Raw genomic sequence first — 23520 nt, forward strand, 5'->3', positions numbered from 1 at the left:
TCACACCTGCCGGCTTCTGCCGGTCCCTTCCTCGATGATCTTCAGTCGACGCCATGCGTCGCTCCGGTCCGGCTCGGTGGGCGGGTTCTCGACGAGCACGTAGCGGTGGGGTGCCAGGACCCCCGAACCGGCGGCCGGGATGAGGGCGGTCAGCGCCCGGTGGGCTTCCTCGGGCGTCAACGAGGTGTCACCGCGGGCGACGTACGCCGTGAGGTGCGGTTCCGCGCCGGCCACCCCCTCTTCGGTGCCGTCCGCTGCCCCGTCCGGTCGGAGCTCCTCGGCCACCCGCACCGGCAGTCCGCCCGTCGCCCGGCCGAGGGTCTCGCGCACGGCGGCGGGCGAGACCCAGCAGCCGTCCACGCGCAGCCAAGTGGGCCCGCGCTCGGAGGGAAGGACTCCCGTCACCTCGGACAGCGCCTCCATCGGCACGTCCCCGGCGGCGGCCGCCTCCAGGAGCAGGACCAGTCCGGAGAGAAACCCCTCCGCCTCCTCGGGGGTGAAGAGCGTGGGGGCGGCCCACAGGGAGATGTGCAGCTGGGGCGCTGTCCGGTACGTGAAGGCGAGCAGCCGGGTCGGCAGCGTCTGGGACGGCCCCCAGGTCAGCTCGTGCTCGGCGTCGTCGCGGTCCTGCGTGTCGGTGCCCAGGAGCGGGGCGGGCAGGGCGCTCACATCGTTGAACACCACGTCCCGGCCGAAGTGGCTGCCGCGCTCGGCGGTGACCCGGTCGATCATCTCCCACAGCCGTACGGCGTCGAACTGGCTGTGCCGGTAGGCATTGAGCACCGCCCCCCAGGTTCGGGCGACCAGGGCGTCGAAGGCGGGCACCCGGACGTCCAGGTGGAGCAGCGCGTCCTGGGACGTGGTGGTCACCGAACGGGCGACCCGGGGGTGGAACCGGTTGGCGCTCGGGACGGCGGTGACACAGCTGTCCTGGCCCGCCCGGTGGGCCACCAGGGCGCACCAGGCGGCCATCAGCACGGTGGCCTCGGGGTGCCCGGTGCGGCGGGCCGCCCCGGCGAGCGCCCGGCCGCCCCGGCGGGAGCGGAGCGTCAGCTGCCGGGCCTCCTCGTCGGTCCCCGGCCTCCTGCCGCGCGGCTCCGCGAACATCTCCTGCGGCCCGGTGCGGATGATCCGCTCCCAGTACCGCAGGGAGGCCTCCGACTTCCGCAGCCCGGCCGGGGACGCCTCCACGGAGGCCAGGTCGACCGGGGGCAGGGAAGTGAGCCCCGGCAGTTCCTTGCCCGCCAGCAGCTCGGCGAACTCCTCGCGCAGGATGGCCATCGCGCTGCCGTCCGCCACCGCGTGGCTGAACGCCAGCGCGACGTGGACCGGCGCTCCGGCCACGGTGAGCAGGGTGATCCGCAGCGGGAACTCCCGATCCAGGGCGAAGCGCCCGGCCCGGGCGGCCCGCGCCACCGACTCCGCGTACCCCGCCGGATCGGCGGGGAATTCGGCGTGGTCGAGGACGGTCACCGTGAACGTGCCCTGCGCCGACACGAGCTGGTCGACCGGCGCGGCCCCCGGCGGGTGCGGGAAGGTGGTGCGCAGCCCCTCGTGGCGCCCGGCCAAGGCGCGCAAGGCGTCGGTGACGGCCTCCGAGGTGGTGCCCTCGGGGACGGGCCACACATCGTGGATGTTGATGTGGGTGGGGTCGTCCCGCAGGATGCAGCGGATCATGTTGGCCTGGCCCATCGTGAGGGGGCCGCGGCGCTCCTCACCGCCCGCGTAGGCGACGGTGACCGTGGAGGTGTGCGGGGGGTGCGGGTGCATGGTGTCCTTGCCGACGGCGGAGATCATCGGGTCACGGCCGGGCCCGCGTCCGCGCTCGCACGAGTCAACGCCTCCCAGCGGTCCATCAGGAGAGCGAAGTCGGCCATGTCGTCGCGGGCCTCGTCCAGGAGTCGGGAGCGGCGTTCGACGAGGAGGTCGGCGACCGTCTTGTAGCGGTCGCCGAGCCGCCGGTAGGCGTCGTCGAGGACATCGAGGCGGTGGGCGCTCGACGCCCGGTCCAGGTCGGTGCTGTCCCGGACGAACCCGGCGATCTCACCGGCCCGGATGTGGCCTTCGGCGTCGAGCAGCGCGTCACCCGCCGCCGCCGTCCTCGCGTACACGGTGTTGAGATACGCCTTGGACAGCAGGAACTTCACGAAACGCAGCTGGTATGCGAGGAACCCTGCGTCCGTACGCCGCTCCGCCGTGTGGAAGTTGACGATGTGCCGGTTGTGCTGGATGCCGGGCATCCGGGCGTCGTGGAGGAGGTGGATCAGGAAGTAGTCGCTGCCGATGGTGTCGGTGGCGGGCGGCAGGGGGACGCGGCGGTAGACCTCGTGGTCGAGCGCGATGTTGCACATGTCCACGCGCATCGGGCTGACGGGGGCGAGTGTGGTGCGGTCGCCGTCGAACGCGGTGTCCCCGGCGCCCCGGAAGGACTCGTCGATCAGGTGCTTGCGCCAGAGCTCCGGGTATCCCTCGGGGATCGACAGGCCGATCAGTTCGCGGTACGTGTCCGGGTCGAGGTCGCGGATCTCCGCGACGTCCACCGACATCTCTCCCACGAAGGAGCCGCCGGCCAACGTCACCCGCAGGTCCCCGGTACCCGGCGGCAGCTTGCTCCGGGTCGCCGACTCGCGTACGTCATCGGCACGTTGACCCAGGTAGGTGAGTTCCTGGTGGAGAGGGAAGACCGGTTCGCCGTCGAGGTGCTGGTAGCGGCTGTCGGAGTCCCTGCGGTGGACGGACGTGCAGCCGAGGGCCTGGGCGATGAGGAACGCCCGGTTGGTGCAGGCGCCGTAGGAGACGCGGGACGGCAGCATCAGTTCCAGCAGCCGGTCCGTCCGGGCTCCGCCGGCCCGGTCGATCACCGTGCGCAGGAAGGCCCGCTGCCCGTCCTCGTCGAGGTGGTGGACGGTCACCCCGGCGGACGCGGGCAGCGCGGCCACCGCCCGCCGGTGCTCGGCGAGCACCGGCGGGGAGGACGAGTCCAGGATCAGCAGATGTATCTCGACGCCGAACCGCCGTGCTCCGTAAGCCGCTTCCGCGCCCACCGCCGTGATGGTGTCGGGGCAGGCCCGGTGGGTGGGCAGGGTCAGGCAGACGCGGCGCACGAAGGCTCCCCGCTCTGCGCGGCGGGTGCGGTGTCCTCGACCGGGTCCTGCCACGAGGCGAGCCCCAGCAGTCGGCTGCCCAGAGGGTTCAGCTCGGCCGTCGGGTAGCGCTTGGACTCGGGCAGCACCGGGTCGCCGACCAGGGTGCGGTTCCAGCGCGGGGTGCGCAGGTGGCGCCAGGATTCCACGCGGGACTTGCGCAGCCGCTCGTGCTCCTCCAGCGCGGGCATCATCGACAGGTACTGCACGGCCCGCACCCCGTTCTCGGAGAGGTTGCGCGCCACTCCGTGGGCCAGCAGACCGTTCCAGATGAGCAGGTCGCCGGGGCGCAGATCCGGTCGTACGACGGGCAGTTCGTCCCGGTCGATGGTGGGGCGCAGCGGGTCCCGGTCCCCGGGCTGGCCGGTCTTCCAGGTGTCGAACTGCCGGAACAGCTCCGGGCAGCACTGGAAGCCGCCCGTCTCCGGCCGGGTGTCGTTGAGCGCGATGATGCCCTGCACCCGCTGCGGCGGGACGGCGAGCGTGGTGTCGATGTCCCAGTGGAGCTCGATGTCGAAGCCCCGGTCCGTCGCCTCGATCAGGGCGCGGTCACGGTTGCCCCGGTTCGGCGGGTTGAGGTTGAGCCGGTCCAGGGTGACCCACAGCTCCTCGCAGTCCCATACGTCGACGAAGGCGTCGTACACCCGCTGCGACTGCCGGTTGTCCCAGAGGAGCTGGTGGTGGTAGGCCTCCACGAAGCCGTAGATGTGCAGTTGCTGGTCCAGCTCGGAGCGCAGCGGCCGGTCCTCGTACCAGCTCTCCGGCCGTTCCGGGTCCAGGCCCTGGAAATCCCACGTGAAGTCCAGCAGTTGACGCGCCACCGGGGCCGGTACCGCTTCCCGGACGATGACGTAGCCGTACGTCTGCCAGTGGGCGAAGTCCTCCTCGGACAGCACCCGCAGCGGGCGCGACTTGTCGAGCTCCCGCAGAGCGGTCTGCGCGAGGTAGGCCTCGCCGTCGGCGCTGAAGTACGGGATGTCCGACGCCGCGCGGTGCAGGCGGGGTCGACGGCGGGCGGTGGGTGTCGTCATGGGGTTGATGGCAGGTCCCTTCTCCTCGACCGGCCGTGCGGCGACCCCGGGGGAGCGGGGTCGCCGCGGACGGCGGGGCGGATGGCAGTGCCGTGGTGGGAGGAGCCGTGACCACGTCGGTCAGCAGGATTGGTCCAGACCGCCCGGACTGTCAAGTGCCATCCACATATGGGGATATGGGATACCGTCTCGCGCCCGACGGCCACGTAATCGATACCCGGCGTTCGGTATTTTTGGTCTAGACAACAGGCGAGCGGCAGGCCTAATGTCCAAGGGCGCGGTCGGGTTCGTGGCGGGGTGTCACCCCGCTCTTCTGCCCTTGCTCCGGTCGGTCACGGACCTGTTCGGGGACGCCTGCGCCACGGCGATGTGGTCCGTACGCCCGAGGGGTGTCCCGATTGCCGGCCCACACCGAGAAGGACGCGGTTTCATGAACACATCCAGCATCACGGCCCTGCCGGGCATCACGCTGAAGAGTCCCGGTGCCGGCCTGATCACGCTGGACCCGGTCCGCACCGCACTGCTGCGGGGCCTGGACGAACTGCTGACCGGCCTCGCCGCGCGGCTCGCCGCACCCGAGGTCGTGGGGCCGCCCCTGCTGTCCGTCGACGGACTGGCGCGGCTCGACTTCTTCCGCAACTTTCCCCATCTCGGCGTCTCCGCAGGGCGGTTCGGCCCGGACGCGCTCGAAGGACTGGCCTCCGGCGGCTCGCCCCAGGACCTGCCGCTGCATCCGACCGGTCATGTGCTGCCGTCCGCGACCTGCTACGGGCTGCTGCTCTCCCTGGAGGGCGAGGACGTCGGCGAGGAAGGGCTGCGGCTCTCGGCGGTCGGCCGCTGCTTCCGCAACGAGACCCACTACGACGGCCTGCGCCGTCTGTGGGGGTTCCACATGCGTGAGGTGGTCTACCTCGGCACCAAGGACGGAGCCGCCGAACACCAGGAACGCGGCGGTGAGTTCATCCAGGAGGCCGCCGGACTGCTCGGCCTGACCCTGACCCGGGCGGCGGCCGACGACCCGTTCTACGACAACGGGGGATCGCGGGCCCGCCTGATGGCGCTGGACCCGGTGAAGTACGAGTACAGCGCCCCCGACGGCACGGCCATCGCCTCCGTCAACCGGCACCGCAACTTCTTCGGCGAGCGACTCGGTATCCGGGCCGGCTCCCACGGTCCCGCGTACAGCTCCTGCGTCGCCTTCGGCATGGAGCGCTGGGTGCACGCGATGGTCCTCACGCACGGCACCGCCGAGCGGGCCCTGGAGCGGCTCCGCGCCGCCGGTTCCTGATCCGATCTTCAGCCCTGCCCGACCACTGCCCGACCACTGCCCGACCACCGGCCGACCACCGGCCGTCACCCGAACAGAACAAAGAGGAGCGATTTCTCCCATGGAACGTGTCGTAGCGTGGCTCAACGAGAAGAACCCCGGCCTCGACGGCCCGATCGGCGTCGAGGAGGACCTCATCGAGGCCCGGCTCATCGACTCGATGGACTTCCTGGAGTTCATCGACCTCCTGGAGGAGATCTCGGGCAGCAGCATCGATCTGCAGGAGGTCACCATCGACGACTTCCGCACCCTCGCCCGCGTCAAGGAGCGCTTCCTGGCCTCCGCCGACCTGGCGGAGGCGTCGGCCGGGTGAACACGGGCCGGTGACCCCTCTCCCGCCGCCCCGTGAGCCGGGTGCGGCCACCGTGGCACCGGTGGCCGCCGGCACCTTCGCTCTGGTGGCCACCACCGCGGAGGTGCTGGCGCACCCGGAGCTCGACGAGCGCCTCCTCGCCCCGTGGGAGCGGCGGCGGCTCGCGGGGATCCGGGTGCCGGGCCGGCGCGACGACGTGGTGGCGGCCCGGCTGCTGCTGCGGCTGTGCGCCTCCCGCGTCACCGGGCTGCCGCCGGACGCGGTGGTCCCGGCCCAGCGCTGCCCCGGGTGCGGGCGGGACGGGCACGGTCGGCCGTATCTCCCGGACCATCCCTGCCTGGGGGCGAGCTACAGCCACGCCGACGGACTCGCCGCGGCGGCGGTCGGACCCGGCCCGGTCGGCATCGACGTGGAACCCCTGACGCGCCGGCCGGGATCCCTGCCCGTACTGCGGCGGCTGCTGCCCGGGGACGAGGTGGACGCCGCCCGCGCCGAGCCGGACCCCGGCCCTGCGCTGCTGCGGTTGTGGGTCCGGCGGGAGGCGCTGTTCAAGGCCGGGTTCGAGGCCGGGCGGGACGACGCGCGGCTGACCGAGTGGACGGACCTCCGCCGTGCGGCCGTGGCGGCACTCGCGGGCGTCGACGCGTCGGCGGCCCGCCCCGCCGACGGGGCGCTCCTCAGCCCCGGCCCGGCTCCGCCGTCAGGTCGATGAGACGGCAGACCGTCTCGATGTCGATCTTCACCTGGGCGATCGAGGCCCTGCCCGACAGCCACGTGATCAGCGCCGAGTGCCAGGTGTGCTCGATGACCCGGACCGCGGAGAGCTGCTCCGGGGTCGGGTGCTCCAGGCCCATCGCGTCCAGGATGATCGCCGTGGTGAGCCGGGAGACGGTGTCCACCTCGGGGCTCACGCCCCGGTCCGCGAAGGTGAGGGCGCGGACCATGGCGTCCGCGAGGTGTGGTTCGCGCTGCAGGGCGCGGAAGGCGCGCATCAGCGTCTCGGCCACCCGCTGGGCCGCGTCGTCGCCGGCCGGCGGGCGTTTGCGGAGCGTGGTGTGCAGACGCTGGAGCTGGTCCTGCATGGTCGCGACCAGTAGATGGATCTTGGACGGGAAGTAGCGGTAGAGGGTGCCCAGCGCGACCCCGGCGGCCTCGGCCACCTCCCGCATCTGCACCGCCTCGAACCCGCCCCGGCTGGCCAGCTGGGCGCTGGCGTGCAGGATGCGGCGGCGACGGGCCTCCTGGCGCTCGGTCAGCGCAGGCGCTGCCGGTCTGGCGTCCGCGGTCATGCTGTCCCCGATCCACGATCCGTGATCCATGGCTTGATCCCGCACCCGGACGGACGAAGCGGCCCCGCCGGGCGCGCACAGCATGCCAGGGCGTCCCTCGTGGCGCGAATCACCTGTTCCGGCCGTCACGCCGACGCTACCTGCCGGTAGATTCGATGCACGTCGAACGATCAAGTTTGCGACTTGTTCTATCAAGTCTGAAACTTGTTCTAGATTAGCGCGACCGGTTACGCTCCGGCGAACACGCAGTCAGAAGGGGGCCGAGTGTGACCGCTGAGGCCATAGAGACAGGCCCCCGCACGGGCGACGGCAGCCCCACCGGGACCGGCGACCGGCCGTTGCGCATCGCACTCCTCACCTATAAGGGCAATCCGTTCTGCGGCGGCCAGGGCGTCTACGTCCGCCACCTCGGCCGGGAGCTGGCACGCCTCGGCCACAGCGTCGAGGTGATCGGCGCGCAGCCCTACCCGGTGCTCGACGAGGGCGTTCCGCTCACCGAGCTGCCCAGCCTCGACCTCTACCGCCAGCCCGACCCCTTCCGCACCCCGAAGCGGGGCGAGTACCGCGACTGGATCGACCTGGCCGAGGTCGCCACCATGTGGACCGGCGGCTTCCCCGAGCCGCTCACCTTCAGCCTGCGCGCCCGCCGCCACCTGCTCGCGCGGCGCGGCGCGTTCGACGTCGTCCACGACAACCAGACCCTCGGCTACGGGCTCCTCGGCGACCTCGGGGCCCCGCTCGTGACGACGATCCACCACCCCATCACCGTGGACCGCAGGCTCGACCTGGCGGCCGCGCCGAGCCGCCGCCGACGTGCCTCCGTACGCCGCTGGTACGCCTTCACCCGGATGCAGAAGCGGGTCGCCCGCAAACTGGACACCGTCCTCACCGTCTCCGGCTCCTCCCGCGACGAGATCGTCGAGGACCTCGGCGTACGCGCCGACCGGATCAGCGTCGTCCACATCGGCGCCGACACCGACCTGTGGTCCCCCGACCCCTCCGTTCCCGAGGTGCCCGGCCGCATCGTGACCACCTCCAGCGCCGACGTCCCGCTCAAGGGCCTCGTCCACCTCGTCGACGCGCTCGCCAAGCTCCGCACCGAGAATCCCGCCGCCCACCTCGTCGTCGTCGGCAAGCGTGCCGAGAACGGCCCGGTCGCCCGCGCGATGGAGCGGCACGGGCTCGCGGACGCCGTCGAGTTCGTCAAGGGCATCAGCGACGCCGAGCTGGTCGACCTCGTGCGCGGCGCCCAGGTCTCCTGCGTGCCCTCGCTGTACGAGGGGTTCTCGCTGCCCGCCGCCGAGGCCATGGCCACCGGCACCCCGCTCGTCGCGACCACCGGCGGCGCGATCCCCGAGGTCTCCGGCCGGGACGGGGAGACCTGCCTCGCCGTGGCGCCCGGCGACGCGGACGCGCTGGCCGGGGCGCTGGCCCGGCTGCTGGGCAGCCCGGAGCTGCGGGCCCGGCTCGGCGCGGCGGGCCGCGAGCGGGTGCTGGCCAACTTCACCTGGGCCCGGGCGGCGGCCGGAACGGCCGAGCTGTACCGTCAGGCGATCATCGCCCGCGGAGTCCGCAGGTGACCGCGCGCCCCCGGGCGACCGCGGGCCCGATCGTCGCAACCCGTACCTCCGACCTCGAAGGCAGGCCCCCGTGCTGACCGTCGACTTCACCCGCTTCCCGCTCGCCGCCGGCGACCGGGTGCTCGACCTGGGCTGCGGTGCCGGCCGGCACGCCTTCGAGTGCTACCGGCGCGGCGCACAGGTCGTCGCGCTCGACCGGAACGCCGAGGAGATCCGCGAGGTCGCCAAGTGGTTCGCCGCGATGAAGGAGGCCGGAGAGGCCCCCGAGGGCGCCACCGCCACCGCGATGGAGGGCGACGCCCTCAACCTGCCCTTCCCCGACGACTCCTTCGACGTCGTGATCATCTCCGAGGTCATGGAGCACATCCCGGACGACAAGGGCGTCCTCGCCGAGATGGTCCGGGTGCTCAGGCCGGGCGGCCGGATAGCGATCACCGTCCCGCGCTACGGCCCCGAAAAGGTCTGCTGGACCCTCTCCGACGCCTACCACGAGGTCGAGGGCGGCCACATCCGCATCTACAAGGCCGACCAGCTCCTCGCCCGGATCCGCGAGGCCGGACTCAAGCCGTACGGCACCCACCACGCCCACGCCCTGCACTCGCCGTACTGGTGGCTCAAGTGCGCCTTCGGCGTGGACAACGACCGGGCGCTGCCGGTGCGGGCGTACCACAAGCTGCTGGTCTGGGACATCATGAAGAAGCCGCTCGCCACCCGGGTCGCCGAACAGCTCCTCAACCCGGTCGTCGGCAAGAGCTTCGTCGCCTACGCCACCAAGCCGCACCTGCCGAAGGCCGAGGCGTGAGCACTCCCGAACAGACCGAACACCTTGTCCTGCCGGGTGTCCTGACGGCGGATCAGGCCACCGAGACGGTCGCCGCGCTCGCCGCCGTACAGCGCCAGGACGGGGCGCTGCCCTGGTTCCGGGGCCATCACCTCGACCCGTGGGACCACACCGAGGCCGCGATGGCCCTGGACGCGGCCGGCGAGCACGGGGCGGCGGCCCGCGCCTACGACTGGCTCGCGCGCAACCAGAACGCCGACGGCTCCTGGTACGCCGCCTACCACGACGGCGATCCGTTGCAGCCGACCGACCGGAGCCTGGAGAGCAACTTCTGCGCGTACGTGGCCGTCGGCGTCTGGCACCACTACCTGGCCACCGGCGACGACGCGTTCGTCGACCGGATGTGGCCCACGGTCTTCGCGGCCGTCGAATTCGTCCTCGGGCTCCAGCAGCCCGGCGGGCAGATCGGCTGGAAGCGGGAGCCCGACGGAACGCCCGTGGGCGACGCGCTGCTGACCGGCTCCTCCTCGATCCACCAGGCGCTGCGCTGCGCGCTGGCCATCGCCGAGCGCCGCGAGGAGCCGCAGCCCGACTGGGAGTTGGCGACCGGTGCGCTGGCCCACGCGATCCGCAGCCACCCCGAGCGCTTCCTCGACAAGAACCGCTACTCGATGGACTGGTACTACCCGGTCCTGGGCGGCGCGGTCACCGGGGCCGAGGCCACCGCCCGCATCCAGGAGGGCTGGGACCGCTTCGTCGTCCCCGGCCTCGGGGTGCGCTGCGTGCTGCCCAACCCCTGGGTGACCGGCGGCGAGAGCTGCGAACTGGCCCTGGCCCTCTGGATGACCGGGGAGTCGGACCGGGCGCTGGAGATCCTCCAGTCCGTCCAGCACCTGCGCACCGAGGGCGGCCTGTACTGGACGGGATACGTCTTCGAGGGCAACCGGGCGTTCTGGCCCGAGGAGCTCACCACCTGGACGGCGGGCTCCCTGCTGCTCGCGGTGGCCGCGCTCGGGGGGGACGAGGCGACCACCGCGGTCTTCGGGGGCGAGCGGCTGCCGGTCGGCCTGGAGCCGGACTGCTGCCGCTGAACACGCCCTGGGGCGGGCCCTGTTCAGCCGCGGCGGAGCCGGCCCGCCACCGCGTGCCCGATGAACAGATAGACGACGGCCGCGAGGCCGTATCCGGTGACGACGCGCGCCCACGCCTTGTCGAACGTGAACAGGTCGTACGACCAGCCGGCCAGCCAACGGGCCGCGTCGTGCACCCACTGCACGAAGTCGTTGCCGCGGTTGGCGTCCAGCAGGTACATCAGGATCCAGAGGATGATGATGAAGGCCAGAATGTCGGCCACGACGGCTATGACACGAGCCGCTGAACTGCTTCCTGAACGGGTTCTGGGAGACATGGAACTCTGGTTGCCGCTTTACGCAGGGTGAAACCCGTACGGCCCGCACCGGGTGGCGACCGCCGGGCGAACGGGCGAGGCTGAGGGGGAGTGCCGAGATCCGTCACTCGCTGTGACGTGCCCGGATGGTCCGGCCCGTCAGGATGGTCCGGCCGGGCCGGTTGGTCGGGCCAGGAGGCCCGCCGTGCCCCGTTCCGTACCACTCCGCCGAACCCTGGCAGCGCTGCTGCTGTCCTGCGCCCTGCTGGCGGGCACGACAGCGTGCGGCGGCTCCGGCGAATCCGCCGCCGGCGACACGGCGAGCGCATCGCCCGCGACGGACCCCTCGGCGGCCTCTCCTTCGGCCTCCGCCGAGAAGCAGCGGCTCGCCAAGACCCGGTTCGTCGCCAACGCGGGGCTCGCGGCGGGGGCCACGTACCAATGGATCGTGAAGCCGTACCGCGCCGGGACGTTCAAGAAGGGCGCGGAGGGGCGGACCTTCGCCCTCGTCAAGGCGGGGCTCGCCGGCGGGTTCGCCTACAACCGGCTCAAGGCCGCGGCGGAGAACGCCAAGGGCGACCCGCTGCTGTCGAAGGCCGTCGCCCCGCTGACCGCCGGGATCGCATCGCTCCAGGGGCTGGGGACGAAGCTCCGCAAGGGCGAGGCGGGGGAGGGCGACGTGGGGGCGTTCGAGAGCGTCATCGACGGCATCAAGAAGGCGGGCGAGGACGCGGGAGCCGAGGTGAAGGACAAGGTCCCCTCCACGTCCCAGCTGACCGGATAGCGGCGGCCCGGAAGCGCGATGGCGCTTGCCCGCCGCGCGTTCCCGAACCGGCTCCGGGCGCTCCGCGAAATGGTGAGGCCGGGATGGGGCCGGGGCCCGGATATCCAGGTGATCAACACGGGTGCAGCCGGTTAGGGTGCGCCGCATGACCTCTCTCTCCCACGACCGCTACTGCGACGAGATCCTGGCCCAGACCGACGCCCTGCGCGCGGTGCTGAGCGGCGCCGATCTCACCGCGACCGTACCCACCTGTCCCGACTGGACCCTGCGCGAGCTCGCCGTGCACGTCGGCGGCGCGCACCGCTGGGTCGGGGAGATCGTCCGCACCCGCGCCACCGAGGACATACCCGAGGACAAGGTGCCCGGAGGCGAAGGCCCGGACGGTGACGACCCGGCCGCGCTGGACGCCTGGCTCGCCGAGGGGGCCGCGGCCACCGTCGCCGCGCTGCGGGAGGCGGGGCCCGACACCGAGGTGTGGACCTGGGCCTGGGAGCGGCGTACGGCCTTCTGGGCGCGGCGCATCACGCACGAGACGGCTGTGCACCGGGCTGACGCGGCGCTCGCCGCCCGCGCCCCGTACACGGTGGACGCCGACGTGGCCGCCGACACCATCGAGGAATGGCTGCGCATCGTCTCCTTCTCGCAGGAGGGCGGCGACCCGGAGGCGGCCGAACTGCGCGGAGGCGGGCGCTCGTTGCATCTGCACGCCACCGACGTCCCCGGTGCGGAGTGGCTGATCGAGTTCGGCGACGACCGCTTCACCTGGCGGCACGCGCACGACAAGGCGACGGTCGCGCTGCGCGGACCGCTCACCGACCTGATGCTCGTCTTCAACCGCCGACTGGAGCCCACGAGCCCGCGGGTCGAGGTGCTCGGCGACGCCGCGCTGCTGGACTTCTGGCTGGACCGGTCGTCCTTCGGCTGAGCGGCGAGAGTCCGGGCACGCCCCATCGGGGCACGCCCTAGGAGTTCAGCTCCGCCAGGACCCGCAGCGTGTGCGGGTCCGGGGCGGTGACCAGCAGATCCGTCACCGGCCCCGTGCGCCACAGCTCCAGCCGCTCCGCGATGCGGGCACGCGGCCCGATCAGGGAGATCTCGTCGGCGAACGCGTCCGGCACCGCCCGCACCGCCTCCTCCTTGCGGCCCTGGAGGAACAGTTCCTGGATCCGCCGGGCCTCCTCCTCGAACCCCATGCGGGCCATCAGATCGGCGTGGAAGTTGCGGGCCGCGTGACCCATCCCGCCGATGTAGAAGCCGAGCATCGCCTTGACCGGCCACAGCCCCTCCACCACGTCGTCGCAGACGTGCGCGCGGGCCATCGGCGCGATCATGAAGCCGTCCCGGAGTCCGGCGAGCGAGGCCCCGTAGACGTCCCCGCGCAGCGGTGACCAGTACAGCGGCAGCCAGCCGTCCGCGATCTCCACCGTCTGCGCGATGTTCTTCGGGCCCTCCGCGCCCAGCAGGACGGGGAGCGAGGCCCGCAGCGGATGCGTGATCGGCTTCAGCGGCTTGCCGAGCCCGGTGGCGTCCGGACCGGTGTACGGGTGGGAGTGGAAGCGGCCCGCCAGCTCCACCGGAGCCTGCCGCGCCAGCACCTGCCGGATCACCTCGACGTACTCGCGGGTCGCGGTCAGCGGGCTCCTGGGGAACGGCCGCCCGTACCACCCCTCCACCACCTGCGGCCCGGACAGGCCGAGGCCGAGCAGCATCCGGCCGCCGGAGAGATGGTCCAGGGTCAGGGCGTGCATGGCCGTCGCGGTGGGGGTGCGGGCCGCCATCTGGACGATGCCGGTGCCCAGCCGGATCCGGGAGGTGTGGGCCGCTATCCAGGTCAGCGGCGTGAAGGCGTCCGACCCCCAGGCCTCCGCCGTCCACACCGAGTCGTATCCGAGCCGCTCGGCCTCCTGGACCAGGGCGAGTTGGCCGGGGTCCGGGCCGCGGCCCCAGTATCCGAGCGCGAGTCCGAGCCGCATTCCGTTCCCTCCAGCCGTAACTGACGAAGCGTCAGGTAGGGGTGACCGGGTTGGACTGTACGACAACGGCCCCCCGCCCGGAAGGGCGAGGGGCCGTGACGTGTGCTGTGGTGCACGGGATCAGCCGCGCTGGATGCCCGTGGTGTCCTGGAGGACGCCACGACGGCCGTCCTGCGTCTGGGCGATGAGGCTCTGGCCGCGCTGCTCCACCGCGAGGTACCAGGTGCCCGGCGCCAGCTCGGCGATCGGGTTCGGCGAGCCGTCCTCGCCGTACAGCGGGCGGGCCACCGGAACGGCGAACCAGAACGGGGTGAAGTCGCCCGCCGGGGCCGCGCCGCCCTGCGAGGGCTGCTGGGCCTGGGCCTGCTGCGCCTGCGCCGGGTCGGCCTGGGCGGGCTGGCCCTGCTGCTGAGCGCCGGGGTAGCCGTAACCCTGGCTCGGCTGGGCACCGTACGGCTGCTGCTGCTGCTGGCCGGCCGGGAAGCCGTAGCCCTGGCCGGGGCCCGCGCCGTACGGGGCCTGTCCGGCCCCCACGCCCGGCGTGGGGGAGGCCGGGCTGACGAGCGGCGCCTTGAGCGCGGGGATCATCGGACCGGCGACGGCACCCGCGACGAGCACGATGGTGGCCAGCAGGCCGAGGATCAGGCCCGCGCCGGCGCTGTTGACGTCGAGGATCGTCCAGAAGGCGGTCCACAGCGCGAAGACGGTGAGCGCCGCACCGAACTGGCCGAGGTCGAGGCCGACGACCTTGCGGCCCGGCATCGCACGGCTGACGATCAGCAGCGCCGCGCCGATGACTCCGGCGAGGAAGACGCTCATCAGGAGTCCGAGCGAGTCCCAGGCGTTCGGGCTGTCGAACCGGGAGCAGTCGACGCCCTGCGGGCATTCGTAGCTGGAGAAGTCGAGGAAAGAGGCGATGAACAGCACGACCGCTGCTCCGATCACCACGCCGTCGCCTCGAGTGAGGGATCGGATATTCACGTGAAGGTCCTTAGTCGGTCGTCTCGTCGGGGCGGTCGTCGCTGCCGCCGGTGCGGCTCGAAGCTCGGGAGCGGCTCCCCATCGTACGGATGAATCTATCGTCTGCCCGGGCGGGTTGTGCCCGTGCCCGGATCATGAGCGGTTATCCCCCCAATATCACCGCAGAACTACCCCTTCAGGTAGCTGGTAATGCCGTCGGCCAGTCCCTGGGCGGCCTTCTGGCGCCAACTCGCGCTGGTGAGCAGGGCCGCGTCCTTCGGGTCACGCATATTGCCGCATTCGACGAACACCTTGGGCACGGTCGACAGATTCAGTCCGCCGAGATCATTACGCGTGTCCAGGCCGGTATTCCCGCCGATGTAATTGGAAGGCGCGCTTCCGGTCGTACGGACGAAGTGTCCGGCGATCCTCGCGCCGAGATCGGCCGAACTCCTCACGATCTTCGAGGTGTCGGCCCCGCCGCCCTTCACCCCGGCGGGCAGGATCACGTGGAAGCCCCGGTTGCCCACGGCCGACCCGTCGGCGTGCACCGAGACCACCGCGTCGGCCTTCGCCTCGTTCCCGATCCGGGCCCGTTCGTCGATGCACGGGCCGAACGGCCGGTCCGCGTCGTGCGTCAGCCGGACCCGGGCGCCCTCCGCCTCCAGCAGTGTGCGCAGCCGGTGCGACACGTCGAGGGTGAACCGGGCCTCCGCGTAGCCGTCATCGGTGGACGTACCGGTCGTGTCGCACTCCTTGCGGCCGGTGCCGATGTCGACCTTCTCGTTGATCTCCCGGGTGTGATCGCGGTTGCCCGGATTGTGTCCCGGGTCGATCACCACGGTCCGGCCGGTCAGCGGTCCCTTCGGCAGCGGCTTCGCGGAGTCGGACCCGGAGTCGGAGGGGGAGGCGGAGGCGGGTCCGGACGGCCGCGGCTGCTTCCCGGTCGGCGTCGGAGCCGTCGGGGAGGCGGCGTCCGCGCCGGGCCGGGGCGGGGCCGCGCCGGACCCGTCGGCTTCCTGAGCGGCTCCGCAGCCGACGGCGGTCAGGAACACGGCGACCAGCGCGGCGGCCACGGAGAGGGGCCGGGCGCGGCGGGTGGGGGGAGGGCTGTCGTCGTACGGCACGCGGCGATGCTACCCACCCGGCTGTCCGGACGGCTCGGACCGCGGCCCGTGCGACCCGGATCCCGCTCCCGTACGGCTCAGATCCCGGCGCCCGTGCGGCGCAGCACGCGCAGCGAGTCCGTCACCGACACCTCGGTGAACGCCCCGGAGGCCAGCGCCCGGCGGTAGATCCGGTACGGGGCCTGCCCGCCGTCTTCCGGGTCGGGGAACACGTCGTGGATCACCAGCAGCCCGCCCTCGGCGACATGCGGGGCCCAGCCCTCGTAGTCGGCGTTCGCGTGCTCGTCGGTGTGCCCGCCGTCGATGAAGACGAGCCCGAGCGGTCCGGCCCAGACGGCGGCGACCCGCGGGGAGCGCCCGACGAGCGCCACCACGTGGTCCTCCAGGCCGGCCCGGCGCAGGGTGCGGCGGAACGTCGGCAGGGTGTCCATCAGCCCGACCTCCGGGTCCACCACGTCCGGGTCGTGGTACTCCCAGCCGGGCTGCTGCTCCTCGCTGCCCCGGTGGTGGTCGACGGTGAGCGCGCTCACCCCGGCTCCGCGCGCCGCGTCCGCGAGCAGGATGGCGGACCGTCCGCAGTAGGTGCCGACCTCCAGCAGCGGCAGCCCGAGCGCACCGGCCCCGGTGGCGGCGGCGTACAGGGCGAGGCCCTCGCGCACCGGCATGAAGCCCTTGGCGGCCTCGAACGCGGCGAGGATCTCCGGCGTGGGCTTGGCTGCGGACTCGGCGGTCACGGGGTTCCTCCAGGTGGGGCGGGGTGAGTGCGGAACGGCGCCCCATCGTGCCGTACGCCCCCGCCGAAGGGATCGGCGGGGGCGTAGGCGGGGTGAGCCCGGGTCGGGGCGGGCCCCCGGCAGAACCATGGACCGTGCGGTCAGCAGCTCTGCCAGAGTCGGGTCATGACGCGGACGCCGAAGCGCAGCCCTTCCAGGGGGACGCGCTCGTCCACGCCGTGGAAGAGGCGGCCGTAGTCCAGGTCGTGCGGGAGCTTCAGGCCCTTGAAGCCGAAGCAGCGGATGCCCAGGTGGGTGAAGGCCTTGGCGTCGGTGCCACCCGGGTTGCAGTACGGGACGGGGTGGCCGTCCGGGTCCTCGGCGCGGACGGCGTCGCACATCGCGTCGACCAGCGGGCCGTCGAACGTCGTCTCCATCGCGATGTCGTGGTTGACCCACTCGCGGCTGACGGAGGGGAGCAGGAGGCGGTCGATCGTGTCGATCAGTTCCTGCTCGTGACCGGGGAGGAAACGGCCGTCGACGCGGGCGGTGGCCTTCCCGGGGATGACGTTGGTCTGGTAGCCGGCGGTGAACATGGTGGGGTTGGCCGAGTTGCGGAGCACCACCTGCATGAAGTCCGCGACCGGGCCGAGACGGGCGAGGCTCGACTCGATGTCGTTCTCGTCGAACGCGACGCCGTAGAGCCGGGCGGCCTCCTCCAGCAGGGCGCGGACCGGTTCGATCAGCCGGATGGGGAAGGTCTCGCGGCCGATCCGGGTGAGGGACTCGGCGAGGTCGGTGACCGCGTTCTCGTCGTTGGGCGACGATCCGTGGCCGGCCCGGCCGTTCGCGGTGAGCTCCATCCAGGCCATGCCGCGCTGGGCGTTCTCGATCGGGTACAGCCGGCGCGTGTCGTCGAGGGCGAAGGAGAAGCCGCCGCCCTCGCCGATCGCCTCGGTGACCCCCGAGAAGAGGTCCGGTCGGTGCTCGACGAGCCAGTGGGCGCCGAACGTGCCGCCCGCCTCCTCGTCGGCGAGGAAGGCGAGCACCACGTCACGGGCCGGCCGCGTGCCGGTGCGGGCGAAGTGCCGGGCGGTGGCGAGCATGACCGCCACCGTGTCCTTCATGTCGATCGCGCCCCGGCCCCAGAGGTAGCCGTCGCGGATCTCGCCCGAGAACGGCGGGACCTGCCACTCGGAGGCGTCGGCGGGTACGACGTCCAGGTGGCCGTGGACCAGCAGGGCGCCGCGGGTGGGGTCGCTCCCGGCGATCCTGGCGATGACGCTGGCCCGGCCCGGGGCGGACTCGACCAGTTCGGAGGCGATGCCCACCTCGGCGAGGCGGTCCACCACCCAGTCGGCGGCGGCGCGCTCGTCGCTGGTCGGGTTGGAGGTGTCGAACCGGATCAGTTCGGCGCAGAGGTCCACGACCTCGGTCTGGGCCTGCTCGGAGGCGGGGGTGAGACTCATGCTGCTCCTGCCGGAGTGGTCGCGCGGGCGGCGGGGGCGGGGCTGCCGCCGTCCTCGTCGTCCAGGGTGGAGGTGCCGTACGGCTTGACCCAGCCCAGCAGGCCGAGGGCGCAGTACAGCAGGAAGGCGGTGGCCAGGGAGTTGAGGGCCGGTATGCCGCCGTCGAAGAACTTGCCGACGCAGAACGCCACGACCCAGATGACCAGGGACATCGGCACCCAGGTGGGCGAGGTCAGCGGCAGGGTCTCCGCCTCACGGGTGTCGTCCAGCGGCTTGCGCATCCGCTTCACGACCCAGTACTCGGCGACGATGATGCCGCCGATCGGCGGGATCATCACGCCCAGCAGGGAGAGGAACTCCGTGAAGTGGGTCATGATGCCGACCGCGGACAGGAGCGTGCCGGCGATGCCGAGGACGACGGTGACCACGCCGCGGTGCAGCCGCTTGCGGAAGACGACCTGGAAGAAGTTGACGACGCCGAGCGAGGAGCCGTACAGGTTCCAGTCGTTGATCTTCGCGGTGGACATCAGGACCACCATCACACCGAAGGCGCCCGAGGTGGAGAGCACGATGTGGGACACGTCGCTCGACTTCACCAGATGACCGAGCAGCACACCGACCATGCCGACGATGTACTCGGAGAGGATCATCGAGGAGGCGCTCTGCACGAAGACGTGCGAGCCCTTCTTGTTGTAGCGGGTCATCTCCGGGGAGACGATGGCGCCGGTCATGTAACCGCCCGCGATGGCGGTGGCGGCGACGGCCAGCGGGATCGCCTCGCCGGGCGGCGGCGAGCTGATCAGCTCACTGATCGAGTGGTCGTTGAGCGTCGTGATGATCGACCAGGCGACCATGCCGAAGAACAGCGGGGTGACGATCTTGGCGAAGAGGGCCATGTACTTGAAGCCGAAGATCACCAGGCCCGTGATGGCGATGCCCGCGATCACGCACCACATCCAGGACGGACCGCCGACCAGCGCCGAGACGCTGTTGCCGAAGATCGTGTTCTGGACGCCGAACCAGCCGACCAGGCTGACCGCGATGACGAAGCTGACCAGTGCCGAACCGTTGCGGCCGAAGCCCGTCCAGCGGGTGAGCATCGGGGTCGCCAGACCCTCGCGCATGCCGGCCAGACCGATCGCGAAGATCACGATCTCCAGGATCACCGCGCCGAGCGTGAAGGCGAGGAAGGCGTCCCCGAAGGTCATGCCGACGCCGATGGTGGCGCCCAGCGTGAACTGGGAGATCGAGCCGGACTGGGCCAGCCACTGCAGGAGCATGGACCAGAAGCCGAAGCGCTTGTCGCGCGGGACCCGCGAGAGGGAGTAGTCGTCGCTGCCGATGCTCTTGGCTTCGGGGGCCGTGGCGTCGGCCTGGGGGGCGGATGCCATCAGGACTCCTGGGTGGTGCGGCCGAGGGTCTGGAGGTGAGCCAGCGACCCGTAGCGGTTGACGAGGTTGTCGAACTCCACCGCGTCGTGGAAGTCCAGCTGCCCGGCGCCGAAGCCCTTGGCGACCTCCACGGCGTAGCGGGCGGCGCACGCGATGTCGCTCTCGTGACTCGCGCCCGTCTGGCAGCCCGGTACCGCGGCGGCCGAGGTGACCGCGAGACCGACGACCGGAGCGGCGGTCGCGGTGGCGGGCTGGAGGATCGAATTGATGTGGTGTGCACCGTTACCGTACGGCGTGATGTCCTGGGTGGTCACCGGGTATGTGACCAATGGCTCACCGGTCACCACGGCCAGCAGCTCGCCGAGCTGCTCGCTGACCCGGAGCACCCAGCCCTCCTTGACGGTGGGCGACAGGGCCAGGCCCTTGTGGTTGATGATCCGGTTGCCCTTGGTGGTGTCGATGGAGAGCACGGCCTCCATGTCGGCGGTCACCTCGTGCCGGTTCATCGTGGCGATGTCCACGGGGGAGCCCATGAACGGCACCGGGTCGTGCGGCTCGGTCGGCGCGTTCGGACAGATGTGGGTGGCGACGATCACGTCGCCGGGCAGCACATCGCCGCGACGGCGCATGTCGAGCAGCTTGGCCGCCGTGGCGATGGCGGAGGCCGCGCCGTCGGCGTCGGAGACCAGACCGGTCACCTCGGGCCGGGCGCCGAGGCCGCCGAGCCGGCCCACCACACCGAGGGTGCGGGCGCTGCCGCCCGCCGTCCGGCCGCGGGAGCCGGGGATGCGGACGAGCACGAAGTCCGTCGAACCCTGGTCACCCATGACGGTGGTGACCTGCGCGGACGAGCCCTCGGCCCCCGCTGCGGCGTCGAGGTACCCGACGACCGTCTTGCCATTGACCTGGGGATCGTCCAGAAGCTCGACGATGTCCAGTACGTACTTCAACATGGGGGCTTTTCTCCTGATCCTGACACCCGCCCGGCGCTCGACGGGGGAGAGCGCGGGGCGGGGTGCTGAGGCAACATTCGGGATCGGATAGCGTTGAGCGCAACTGTTTCCCGTTATTTGCAATTCTGGTCTGAATGGTGAGATGACGATGGCCGAATTCGATCTGGACCGGCGTACGCCCGCCGGGGCGCTGCAAACCGTCGACCGGGCGCTCCTGGTGCTGCTCGCCTTCGAGCGCACCCGGCCCGACTGGGGCGTCACCGAGGTCGCCGAGGAGTTCGGCTGGGACACCTCCGCCGCCCAGCGGCTGCTGGCCACCCTGGCGGGCCGGGGCTTCCTGGTCTCCGATCCGGCCACCCGTCGCTACCGCATCGGCCCCGCCGTGCTGCGGCTCGGCCGCCTCTGGGAGCGCTCGGGCTCGCTGGAGTTGCTGGCCGGTCCGGTCCTGGAGGAGCTGCGCCGGACCACCGGCGACACGGTCCTGTTCTGCCTTCCGGACAGCTTCCACATGCGCTGCGTGGCCGCCGAGGAGGGCGAGACCGGACCGCTGCGCTACTACCCGCTGGTCGGCGAGCTCTACCCGGCGCACGCGGGGGCGACCAGCAAGTCGTACTACGCCTATCTGCCCGACGAGCAGCGCCACCGGCTCTTCCGGGGCCGCCCCATGGCCCGCTTCACCGACCGCACCGTCACCGAACCGGACCTGCTGGAGCGGGAGTTCATCAAGATCCGGGCCCAGGGCTACGCCTGGACGGTCGGCGAGTACGACACCGGGATCGCCACCGTGGCCGTACCGGTGTTCCTGGGGCGCGAGCCGTACGGAAGCCTCAGCCTCGGCGGCGGGGAGGACCGGTTCCGGGGGGCGCCCGAGGACCGGCTCGACGCGCTGCGGCACGCGGCCCAGCTGCTGGAGCAGCGCCTCACCCACCCGCCGCAGCGGCCGAAACCCCGCGCCCGCCGGCCCCGCACCACCTGACCGACCCGATCCGCCCGGCCGCCCCGGTCATCCGACCGACCGATCCGCCCGACGTACCCGAGGAACCCCGTGAATCTGCTGCTTCTCTCCAACTCCACCCAGTTCGGCTGTGGTTACCTGGAACACGCCCTGGACACCGTCACCGCGTTCCTGCCCGCGAACGCGCGACTCGCCTTCGTCCCGTACGCGCTCGCCGATCACGCCGCGTACACCACCCGGGTCCGCGAGGCACTGGAGCCGTCCGGCATCACCGTGCGCGGCGTCCACGAGAACGCCGACCCGGTCGCCGAACTCGCCGCGTCCGACGCCGTGTTCATCGGCGGCGGCAACTCCTTCCGGCTGCTCGCCGCCCTCTGCCGCACCGGCCTGCGCGAGGCCGTGCGCGACGCGGTGCGGGGCGGGCTGCCCTACATGGGTGCGAGCGCCGGCACCAACATGGCAGCCCCGACCCTGCGCACGTCCAACGACATGCCCATCGTGCAGCCGCCGTCCTTCGAGACGCTGGGCCTGGTCCCGTTCCAGATCAACCCGCACTATCTGGACCCGGACCCGGCCAGCACCCACAAGGGCGAGACCCGCGAGGAGCGGCTCACCGAGTTCCTGGAGGAGAACGACGTACCCGTGCTCGGGCTGCGCGAGGGCTCCTGGCTCCGCGTCGACGGGGAGCGGGCCCACGTCCAGGGCGCCCGCCCCGCCCGGCTGTTCTCCCGCGCGGCCGAGCCTCAGGAGCTCCTGCCGGGGTCGGAGGTGTCCCGGCTGCTCACGACGGTGCCGCGGTTCGACGCTCCGGTGCGCTGACCGCGCCCGGCCCCGGCGGCCCGCGCGGTCTGCGGGGCCCGGGCGTCGTCCGCGCTGCTCGCCAGGAGCACCGGGTGCGCGGAGGGCCGCTGCGAGGGCAGGAACGCCGCCAGCACCAGGCCGATCAGCACCGCCCCCATGGCGATCAGGAACGAGATCCGGAAGCCCTCCATGGACGGCACCTGGACCGAGCCCGCCGTCACGGAGGTGTTGGCCAGCACCATGCCGATGACGGCGCTCGACACCGAGGTGCCGATGGACCGCATCAGGGTGTTGAGGCCGTTGGCCGCGCCGGTCTCCGACGGGTCGACGGCCCCGATGATCAGGGCGGGCAGCGAGGAGTAGGCGAGGCCGATCCCGGCGCCGAGCACCACCGCGATCAGCACGGTCTGCCAGGCGGCGCCGAGCAGCCCGAGCCCGGCCCCGTAACCGATCGCGATGACCAGCAGGCCGAGCATCAGCGTGGCCTTGGGGCCGCGGCGGGCCGAGATCCGGGCGTACAGCGGGGCGACGAACATCATCGTCACGCCGAGCGGGGCCACGCAGAGCCCGGCGACCACCATCGACTGGCCGAGGCCGTAGCCGGTGGAGGTGGGCAGCTGGAGCAGTTGCGGCAGGACCAGGGAGACCGCGTAGAAGGCGACCCCGACCATGATCGAGGCGAGGTTCGTGAGCAGCACCTCGCGGCGGGCGGTGGTGCGCAGATCGACGAGCGGCGCCGGGGTGCGCAGTTCGAACAGGCCCCACAGCACCAGCGTGGCGACGGACGCGGCGAGCAGCCCGAGGGTCGGGGCCGAGGTCCAGCCCCAGTCGCTGCCCTTGGTGACCGGCAGCAGGAGCAGGACCAGGCCGAGCGAGAGCCCGAGGGCGCCGATCACGTCGAAGGTGCCGGGCGCGCGCAGCGGCGGCTCGGGGACGAGCGTGTACGTGAGGGCCATCGCGAGCAGTCCGAGCCCGGCCGAGCCGAGGAACAGGGCGTGCCAGTCGGCGTGCTGGGCGACCAGCGCGGCGGCGGGCAGGGCGAGGCCTCCGCCCACCCCGATCGAGGAGCTCATCAGGGCCATCGCCGAGCCGAGCCTCTCGCGCGGCAGCTCGTCGCGCATGATGCCGATGCCGAGCGGGATGGCGCCCATGGCGAAGCCCTGGAGCGCGCGGCCGGTGATCATCACGACCAGGTCGTCGGTGGACGCGCAGATCAGCGAGCCGACCACCATGACGGCGAGGGAGGCGAGCAGCATCCGCCGCTTGCCGTACAGGTCGCCGAGCCGCCCCATGATCGGCGTCGAGACGGCGCCCGCGAGCAGGGTGGCGGTCATCACCCAGGTGGCGTTGGCCGGGGTGGTGTTCAGCAGGACCGGCAGGTCCTTGATGACCGGGACGAGCAGGGTCTGCATGACCGCGACGGTGATGCCCGCGAAGGCGAGGACGGGCACGATGGGCCCGGAGCGCGCTCGGCGCGGCTCGGACGGCTCCCCGGTGTGCCGTATCTGTTTCGTCCGTCGCATACGTGGGGCCTCCGGGCAGC

The 23520-nt window shown here is 72.1% G+C and carries 23 protein-coding genes; 10 read left to right on the forward strand and 13 right to left on the reverse strand.

Annotation, left to right across the window (positions count from 1 at the left end):
• Genes ACIRJT_RS07010 through ACIRJT_RS07020 form a run of 3 tightly spaced genes read right to left on the reverse strand, consistent with a single transcriptional unit; the run spans position 1 to position 4174 of the window.
• The gene (locus tag ACIRJT_RS07010; protein WP_403905599.1) at positions 1 to 1797 is read right to left on the reverse strand and encodes a condensation domain-containing protein; all 1797 of its coding nucleotides are present in this window, start codon (positions 1795 to 1797) and stop codon (positions 1 to 3) included.
• Positions 1794 to 3104: a DUF6271 family protein gene (locus tag ACIRJT_RS07015; RefSeq protein WP_403905602.1), complete on the reverse strand. Its 1311-nt coding sequence runs from the start codon at positions 3102 to 3104 to the stop codon at positions 1794 to 1796. Before ACIRJT_RS07015 ends, ACIRJT_RS07010 begins: the two co-directional genes overlap by 4 nt.
• Positions 3086 to 4174: a phytanoyl-CoA dioxygenase family protein gene (locus tag ACIRJT_RS07020; RefSeq protein WP_403905604.1), complete on the reverse strand. Its 1089-nt coding sequence runs from the start codon at positions 4172 to 4174 to the stop codon at positions 3086 to 3088. The genes ACIRJT_RS07015 and ACIRJT_RS07020 overlap by 19 nt, the downstream gene beginning before the upstream one ends.
• 430 nt (positions 4175 to 4604) lie before the next feature.
• Between ACIRJT_RS07020 and ACIRJT_RS07025 the strand changes: the two genes are divergently transcribed.
• From ACIRJT_RS07025 to ACIRJT_RS07035, 3 genes are all read left to right on the forward strand, one after another.
• Entirely contained in the window at positions 4605 to 5462 is an 858-nt protein-coding gene (locus ACIRJT_RS07025; protein ID WP_403905607.1) for a hypothetical protein, read from the forward strand.
• Positions 5463 to 5562: 100 nt separating this feature from the next.
• Positions 5563 to 5814 carry an acetyl xylan esterase gene (locus ACIRJT_RS07030; protein ID WP_097968491.1) on the forward strand — a complete coding sequence of 84 codons (252 nt, stop codon included), beginning with the start codon at positions 5563 to 5565 and terminating at the stop codon, positions 5812 to 5814.
• Between the two features lie 10 nt (positions 5815 to 5824).
• Positions 5825 to 6526 carry a 4'-phosphopantetheinyl transferase family protein gene (locus ACIRJT_RS07035; RefSeq protein ID WP_403905609.1) on the forward strand — a complete coding sequence of 234 codons (702 nt, stop codon included), beginning with the start codon at positions 5825 to 5827 and terminating at the stop codon, positions 6524 to 6526.
• Here ACIRJT_RS07035 and ACIRJT_RS07040 read toward each other — a convergent pair.
• Positions 6492 to 7103, reverse strand: a complete 612-nt coding sequence (locus ACIRJT_RS07040; protein WP_403906547.1) for a TetR family transcriptional regulator — start codon at positions 7101 to 7103, stop codon at positions 6492 to 6494. The genes ACIRJT_RS07035 and ACIRJT_RS07040 overlap by 35 nt on opposite strands.
• A 266-nt stretch (positions 7104 to 7369) precedes the next feature.
• On the opposite strand from ACIRJT_RS07040, the gene ACIRJT_RS07045 reads away from it, so the two are divergent.
• The 3 genes from ACIRJT_RS07045 (at position 7370) to ACIRJT_RS07055 (ending at position 10555) form a co-directional block, all read left to right on the forward strand.
• Positions 7370 to 8683, forward strand: a complete 1314-nt coding sequence (locus tag ACIRJT_RS07045) for a glycosyltransferase family 4 protein (RefSeq protein ID WP_403905612.1) — start codon at positions 7370 to 7372, stop codon at positions 8681 to 8683.
• A gap of 70 nt (positions 8684 to 8753) precedes the next feature.
• Positions 8754 to 9485: a class I SAM-dependent methyltransferase gene (locus tag ACIRJT_RS07050; RefSeq protein WP_403905615.1), complete on the forward strand. Its 732-nt coding sequence runs from the start codon at positions 8754 to 8756 to the stop codon at positions 9483 to 9485.
• Positions 9482 to 10555, forward strand: a complete 1074-nt coding sequence (locus ACIRJT_RS07055) for a prenyltransferase (protein ID WP_403905618.1) — start codon at positions 9482 to 9484, stop codon at positions 10553 to 10555. The genes ACIRJT_RS07050 and ACIRJT_RS07055 overlap by 4 nt, the downstream gene beginning before the upstream one ends.
• A 23-nt stretch (positions 10556 to 10578) precedes the next feature.
• Here ACIRJT_RS07055 and ACIRJT_RS07060 read toward each other — a convergent pair whose 3' ends face one another.
• On the reverse strand, positions 10579 to 10872 hold the full coding sequence (locus tag ACIRJT_RS07060) for a hypothetical protein (RefSeq protein ID WP_403905620.1): 294 nt from the start codon (positions 10870 to 10872) through the stop codon (positions 10579 to 10581).
• Positions 10873 to 11056: 184 nt separating this feature from the next.
• Between ACIRJT_RS07060 and ACIRJT_RS07065 the strand changes: the two genes are divergently transcribed.
• Positions 11057 to 11635 carry a hypothetical protein gene (locus ACIRJT_RS07065; RefSeq protein ID WP_403905623.1) on the forward strand — a complete coding sequence of 193 codons (579 nt, stop codon included), beginning with the start codon at positions 11057 to 11059 and terminating at the stop codon, positions 11633 to 11635.
• A gap of 145 nt (positions 11636 to 11780) precedes the next feature.
• Entirely contained in the window at positions 11781 to 12560 is a 780-nt protein-coding gene (locus ACIRJT_RS07070; RefSeq protein WP_403905625.1) for a maleylpyruvate isomerase family mycothiol-dependent enzyme, read from the forward strand.
• A 37-nt stretch (positions 12561 to 12597) separates the two neighbouring features.
• Here the strand turns inward: ACIRJT_RS07070 and ACIRJT_RS07075 are convergent, their stop codons facing one another.
• The 7 genes from ACIRJT_RS07075 to ACIRJT_RS07105 form a co-directional block, all read right to left on the reverse strand.
• On the reverse strand, positions 12598 to 13608 hold the full coding sequence (locus tag ACIRJT_RS07075) for an LLM class F420-dependent oxidoreductase (RefSeq protein ID WP_403905628.1): 1011 nt from the start codon (positions 13606 to 13608) through the stop codon (positions 12598 to 12600).
• 120 nt (positions 13609 to 13728) lie between these two features.
• Positions 13729 to 14589: a hypothetical protein gene (locus ACIRJT_RS07080; protein WP_403905631.1), complete on the reverse strand. Its 861-nt coding sequence runs from the start codon at positions 14587 to 14589 to the stop codon at positions 13729 to 13731.
• Between the two features lie 167 nt (positions 14590 to 14756).
• Complete coding sequence (locus ACIRJT_RS07085) at positions 14757 to 15695, reverse strand: N-acetylmuramoyl-L-alanine amidase (RefSeq protein ID WP_403905634.1); 939 nt, start codon at positions 15693 to 15695, stop codon at positions 14757 to 14759.
• 77 nt (positions 15696 to 15772) lie between these two features.
• On the reverse strand, positions 15773 to 16429 hold the full coding sequence (locus tag ACIRJT_RS07090) for a class I SAM-dependent methyltransferase (RefSeq protein WP_403905637.1): 657 nt from the start codon (positions 16427 to 16429) through the stop codon (positions 15773 to 15775).
• Between the two features lie 140 nt (positions 16430 to 16569).
• Positions 16570 to 17877 (reverse strand): M20/M25/M40 family metallo-hydrolase, encoded by a 1308-nt coding sequence (locus ACIRJT_RS07095; RefSeq protein ID WP_403905640.1) that lies wholly within the window; start codon positions 17875 to 17877, stop codon positions 16570 to 16572.
• Positions 17874 to 19268 (reverse strand): cytosine permease, encoded by a 1395-nt coding sequence (locus ACIRJT_RS07100; RefSeq protein ID WP_215104141.1) that lies wholly within the window; start codon positions 19266 to 19268, stop codon positions 17874 to 17876. Before ACIRJT_RS07100 ends, ACIRJT_RS07095 begins: the two co-directional genes overlap by 4 nt.
• Entirely contained in the window at positions 19268 to 20221 is a 954-nt protein-coding gene (locus ACIRJT_RS07105; protein ID WP_403905642.1) for a DUF1177 domain-containing protein, read from the reverse strand. Before ACIRJT_RS07105 ends, ACIRJT_RS07100 begins: the two co-directional genes overlap by 1 nt.
• A 148-nt stretch (positions 20222 to 20369) precedes the next feature.
• Between ACIRJT_RS07105 and ACIRJT_RS07110 the strand changes: the two genes are divergently transcribed.
• Both ACIRJT_RS07110 and pepE read left to right on the forward strand, forming a co-directional pair.
• Entirely contained in the window at positions 20370 to 21197 is an 828-nt protein-coding gene (locus ACIRJT_RS07110) for an IclR family transcriptional regulator (RefSeq protein ID WP_003969470.1), read from the forward strand.
• Positions 21198 to 21266: 69 nt separating this feature from the next.
• Entirely contained in the window at positions 21267 to 21995 is a 729-nt protein-coding gene (pepE, locus tag ACIRJT_RS07115) for a dipeptidase PepE (RefSeq protein ID WP_403905645.1), read from the forward strand.
• On the opposite strand, the gene ACIRJT_RS07120 is transcribed toward pepE, so the two are convergent.
• The gene (locus ACIRJT_RS07120) at positions 21920 to 23500 is read right to left on the reverse strand and encodes an MFS transporter (RefSeq protein WP_403905648.1); all 1581 of its coding nucleotides are present in this window, start codon (positions 23498 to 23500) and stop codon (positions 21920 to 21922) included. The genes pepE and ACIRJT_RS07120 overlap by 76 nt on opposite strands.
• Positions 23501 to 23520 lie beyond the last annotated feature (20 nt).

It is taken from the genome of Streptomyces sp. NPDC102283, from assembly GCF_044766265.1.
GTDB lineage: Bacteria > Actinomycetota > Actinomycetes > Streptomycetales > Streptomycetaceae > Streptomyces.